This is a genomic window from Mesorhizobium sp. M1A.F.Ca.IN.022.07.1.1 (assembly GCF_003997575.1).
In the GTDB taxonomy this organism is placed as follows: domain Bacteria; phylum Pseudomonadota; class Alphaproteobacteria; order Rhizobiales; family Rhizobiaceae; genus Mesorhizobium.
Window position 1 is genome coordinate 13,345 of the sequence record NZ_RZST01000084.1, and the last position, 4,813, is coordinate 18,157.

The 4,813-nt window shown below is 62.5% G+C and carries 6 protein-coding genes; 1 reads left to right on the forward strand and 5 read right to left on the reverse strand.

What is annotated here, in order from left to right; translation table 11 throughout:
- The 5 genes from EOA75_RS34995 to EOA75_RS12405 all read right to left on the reverse strand — a co-directional run.
- Positions 1-647, reverse strand: a 647-nt coding sequence (locus EOA75_RS34995) for a peptidoglycan-binding protein (RefSeq protein WP_245466618.1), incomplete at its 3' end; no start/stop codon positions are given.
- 334 nt (positions 648-981) lie between these two features.
- On the reverse strand, positions 982-1,434 hold the full coding sequence (locus EOA75_RS12390) for a hypothetical protein (RefSeq protein ID WP_127324344.1): 453 nt from the start codon (positions 1,432-1,434) through the stop codon (positions 982-984).
- Positions 1,435-1,610: 176 nt separating this feature from the next.
- Positions 1,611-2,126, reverse strand: coding sequence for a winged helix DNA-binding protein (locus EOA75_RS12395; RefSeq protein WP_067001002.1), 516 nt, complete (start codon positions 2,124-2,126; stop codon positions 1,611-1,613).
- A 239-nt stretch (positions 2,127-2,365) separates the two neighbouring features.
- Positions 2,366-2,788 carry a DUF6163 family protein gene (locus EOA75_RS12400; RefSeq protein ID WP_067000719.1) on the reverse strand — a complete coding sequence of 141 codons (423 nt, stop codon included), beginning with the start codon at positions 2,786-2,788 and terminating at the stop codon, positions 2,366-2,368.
- Positions 2,785-3,828 carry an enoyl-CoA hydratase/isomerase family protein gene (locus EOA75_RS12405; RefSeq protein ID WP_067330035.1) on the reverse strand — a complete coding sequence of 348 codons (1,044 nt, stop codon included), beginning with the start codon at positions 3,826-3,828 and terminating at the stop codon, positions 2,785-2,787. Before EOA75_RS12405 ends, EOA75_RS12400 begins: the two co-directional genes overlap by 4 nt.
- A 167-nt stretch (positions 3,829-3,995) precedes the next feature.
- Between EOA75_RS12405 and EOA75_RS12410 the strand changes: the two genes are divergently transcribed.
- Complete coding sequence (locus EOA75_RS12410; RefSeq protein WP_127324345.1) at positions 3,996-4,811, forward strand: DUF2066 domain-containing protein; 816 nt, start codon at positions 3,996-3,998, stop codon at positions 4,809-4,811.
- Positions 4,812-4,813: the final 2 nt, after the last annotated feature.

The following is a 4,813-nucleotide window of genomic DNA, read 5'->3' on the forward strand; positions in this document are numbered from 1 at the left end:
TGGCCGACGATCGCGGTGTGGCGCAGCACGACGCGGTCGTTCTCGACGGCTTCCACCTGCGCGGCCGGAATATCGACCAGCACATAGCGGTCGCCGAGCGTGCCCGCCTTGTCGCGCAGCCGCTGCAGATTGGTCTGCAGCTGGCCAAGCCGGATCGGCGCCGGCACGTTCATCGCCGAATAAGTGTATTTGCCCATGGAGCCGTCGGCCGGCAGGCCGTGACGGAGCTGGAAGCGCTTGACCGCCGAGTCGACATAGGAATCGAACGCCGTCGAAATGCCGGCGCTCTGCGACAGGTCGCCCGAGACCATCAGCCGCTTGCGCAGCGGCACGACATCCGGATCGTCGACGCCGAGCTGCAATTTCTTGGTTGCCGGAACCTGCTCCCAGCCGCCCTGGCCGACAATGCCCTGGTACTGCGCCACCGCCTGCTCGGTGAAGGCTACGGTCTGCAGGCTGAAGATCGGCAGCGTCGAGGCAACCTTGCCGGTCTCGCTTGCACGGGCGTCGAACTGGTCGTCCCAATTGCCGCGGGTCGAGGATTTCAGAATGTCGCCGATCACATCCTGCGCGCTGGCATGGCCGGCGACGACGGCGGCGGCGAGCGCAGAGGCTCCGGTCAGGAAGAAACGGCGGCTGGTTCTCATGGATGTTCCAGACATTTTAGCTGTATCTAATCTCGCTCAGTTTGCTCTACTGGCGGGTTGCCCGCACTCTAGGGTTGGCAATCTTAACAATTAGCCAACCATGACTTGCGTCAGCAGGGCGTGAAAACGTAGGACCACGACACCTGCCCCAGGAAGCGCAGGGCCTCGGCCCGCAGCATCACCCGCATTCTCGCTTTCACTGTGATTATGGCGGCAACGTGACCTTGGCCCGCGATTTGCATCCGGCAAGATGATCAAAAATGGGACCGAGGCATTTTGGCATCGCCGATAGCGGCGGGTTCACCAGATGCCCGCCGTCATCCTCGGTTTGCCCCTATTTCACCCGGTTCGGGCAGAGGGCTTTGAACTGCTCCAGCGTGTAGTCGCAGCCCGCGGCCCCCGAGCCATCGAGCACCACGTTCTCGTCGGTGTCGGTGATCTGATAATCCGTCTCGCTTCCGGCGGGGCTGCGCCCCTGAAACAGCATGTTGGCGCCGTAAAAGGTGGTGAATTTTCCGCTCTTGCAGTCCGCTGTGATCTCCAGATGCAAGGGCGTTTTCATTTCCTTAGCGATGCAATCCTCGGTCACCTTACCGACATAGTCGCGGCAGTATCCGATGGCGTTCTGCCTCGTATGTTGGGTCAGGATGCTGGCATGCGAGGTGTTGATGCCGGATTTCTTGACGACCGTAACCTCCATTCCGGCCTTGGAGCCATAACCGAGGGTCCGGGCGGCGGCCGGTGAAACAAGGATCACAGCGCAAATCGCAAGCAGGATATGACGCATGAGGCCCTCCTCTTTTGCCTGCAGAGCTTCCACGCGCGCTGCTCGGCGGTCAAGCGCCCTGCTGCAGCGCGCGTTCGCAAAAGAAAAGAACCGGCACCTGTCGGCACCGGCCCTGATTGCTTCCTCCGGCCGCGCTTCTTCGGCGCGGCTTCGATCGTCTCAGATTTCGAATCCGCTTACATCCGGTAAGCGATCGTGTCGTTCCAGAAGCGATCCAGACGCTGGAGCGCGCGGTTCATCTGCTTGAACTCGTCGGTGTTGATGCCGCCCACGGCCTCGATCGAGCCGACATGGCGCTCGTAGAGGCCGGCGACGACCTCGGCCACCTCGTTGCCCTTCGGCGTCAGCGAGACGCGGACCGAGCGGCGGTCGATGCGCGAGCGCTGGTGGTTGATGAAGCCGAGGTCGACCAGCTTCTTCAGATTGTAGGAGACGTTCGAGCCGAGATAATAACCGCGCGAGCGCAGCTCGCCGGCGGTCAGCTCCGAATTGCCGATGTTGAAGAGCAAAAGCGCCTGGATGGCGTTGATGTCGGAGCGGCCGTTGCGGTCGAACTCGTCCTTGATCACGTCAAGCAGACGGCGATGCAGACGCTCCACCAGCTGCAGCGATTCCATGTACAGCGAACGGATCGCCTCGCGGCGATCGTCGGAAACGTTGGCGGTCTTCGCCGCCGGACGCGAATTGATCATTGTCTTTGCCTCTCGTTTGTCGCCCGGTGATTTTTTGTTCTTCACCTTGATCGCGACACTATCGAATACTCATAAAATTCGACTTAAACGCCAGGGCTAACAAGAGCTTACCGGTAAGAGGTTTCGAAAGAGGCTTAACGAACGGTCATACGAGCAAGAACAATTAACCTAAAGATTTAGCCATGGGTTTTGGGGCAGTCGCCGACCCCGTATCTAGGTTCCTTACGCCGCCCGGCAAGCTATTGCCTGAGCTGGCGCTTCTGCAGCCAGATGACCACGCGGAAGACGATGTAGAGCAGCGCCACGCAGGCATGTGAGACGACGATCAGGATCCGATGTCCGAAGAGATTGGGAAAGCCGGCATACATGACGGTCTCGGTCGCCGCGCAGATGAACCAGATCACCGGCCCCCAAGAGGCAAGCATCCAAAGGCCCGCGGCGGCGAAAGGAAAGAAGACGGCAAGCGTGGCCGCGGCCACCTGCCAGTGCACCGGCATCAGGTCGAAGCGCCAGAGCTCGCCCGGATAGATGCCGATCAGCCGGACCCAGTAGAGGACACCGAACAGCAGGCAGTAGCCGGCAATGACCCGCTGGAACCAGGCGAAGATGATCTCGGTGGTCGAGGGCTGCAGCACCACGCGCCTGGAGGTGACCTCGCTCACAGCTCCAGCTCCCCGGCCCCGAGCGGCGCGAAATACGCGTCGACATCGGCCGCGCTCACCGCATCGAGGCTGGCGGGCCGCCATTCCGGCTTCGAACCCTTGTCGATGATGGCGGCGCGGATGCCTTCATAAAAGTCGTGGCCGGCCAGCATGCGGTTGAGGATGCGGAACTCCATCTTCATGCACTCGTCCATCGACAGCGTCGACCCGGCGCTGATCTCGCGCCAGGCGACGTTGAGGCTGGTCGGCGAACGCGTCCTGATCGTCGCCAGCGTCTTGGCGGCGAAAGCGTCGGTGGCGGATGCTCGTTCCAGGCTGGCGACGATAGCGGCGAGCGAGGGTTGCGAAAAATGGCGGGCGATCGATTCCAGATCCTGCCGCTCGGTCTCGCGTCTTGCGGGTGTGAAGAAATCGCGCAACTCCGCGTTCGCGTCGCCGCTTGTCGCCAGCTCGTCAAGAAGCCCCGCCTGGTCCTCGGCCTTGATCGTGTGGGTGGCGAGGCCCGACCACAGGGCATCACCATAGCGGATGCGGTTTCCCGTCAGCCCCAGATACATGCCGAAGCTGCCGCCGAGATCGGGCAGCAAATGGCTGGCGCCAACATCGGGGAAGAAGCCGATGCCGACTTCCGGCATGGCGAATTGCGCGTTCTCGGTCAGCACGCGGTGCGAGCCGTGGAAGGAAATGCCGACCCCGCCGCCCATGACGATGCCGTCGATCAGCGCGACATAGGGTTTCCTGAAGCGGGCGATGCGGGCATTGAGACGATACTCGTCGGCGAAGAAGTCGACCGGCGGCTTGCCGGCGCGGCCCGCCTCGTAAATGTGCAGAATATCGCCACCGGCGGAAAACGCCCTGCCCTCAGCCTTGACGACGACGACGGCGACGCCGGCATCGCCCTCCCAGGCGTCAAGCGCCTTGCCAAGCGCCTTGACCATGCGATGGGTGACGGCATTGAGCGCCTGCGGCCGCGTCAGTGTGACGACGCCCGCCTTGCCTAGACGCTCGAAGCGAATCTCGTCGCCTCCGCCAAAATCCATCGCCAGAGAATCCTCCTCTCCGCCCTTCCAGGGGGATTGAAGTGCTAAAGGCGGCATAAGGATGCGTCAATGGCAGCATCGCCGCGCTGGCGGCCAGCCGCTTCCGGTGTTAGGTAACCGGCAAAGTGTCGCGCGTAGGCGGCGCGACAGATTTCGAGCTAATCGACATGGCTGGGGTTTCTCGTCTCGTTGCTGGATTGGCAGGTCTCCTCTTTCTGGGAGTTGCGCCGGCCGCCGCCGAGGCAGCCTCCGAACTCTACCTGGCGCAGACGATCGTCACCGGCACCGGCGAGCCTAATCGCGAGATCGGCTTCAGGGATTGCCTGGACAAGGTGCTGGTCAAGGTTTCAGGCGATCAGCGGCTGACGCAGAAGTCGGAGATGCTGGCGCTGCGCAATAAGGCGGCTGACTTCGTCCAATCCTTCCGCTACCGCGACCGGCTGGAAGGCGTTCCGATCCATGACGAGCAAGGCACGCATGACCGGCCGCACGATCTCACCTGCCTCTACAAGGCCACAGTGGTCGACAAGCTCCTGGCGCAGCTCGGCAGCAAGCCATGGCAGGGCGAGCGGCCGCTGATTGCCGTCTTCATAACGGCCGAGCAAGGGGCGCAACATTTCGTGCTGACGGCCGACGAGGATCGCGGCGAGTCAATGCGCGAATCCTTTGCCAATGCCACGGCGCCGCTCTCGGTGCATGTCAGCTTTCCAAAGGCTGACCAGCTCGCCGGCCTCGACGACAAGGCGCTGCGCACTGCCGATATGGCAAAGCTCGACCAGCTCGCCCGGCAGGCGGGTGCCGACCGGGCGCTCGCCGGCAGCATCGTGTGGAACGACAAGGAATTGGGCTGGATCGCCGACTGGCGGCTGGCCGAACACGGCAAGACCTATCAATGGCAGGTGCGTGGAGTCAGCTTCGACGAGGCTTTTCGCGTGGCTGTGAAGGGCGCGGCACAGATTCTGTCGGGGAATGGACAGCCGTAAAC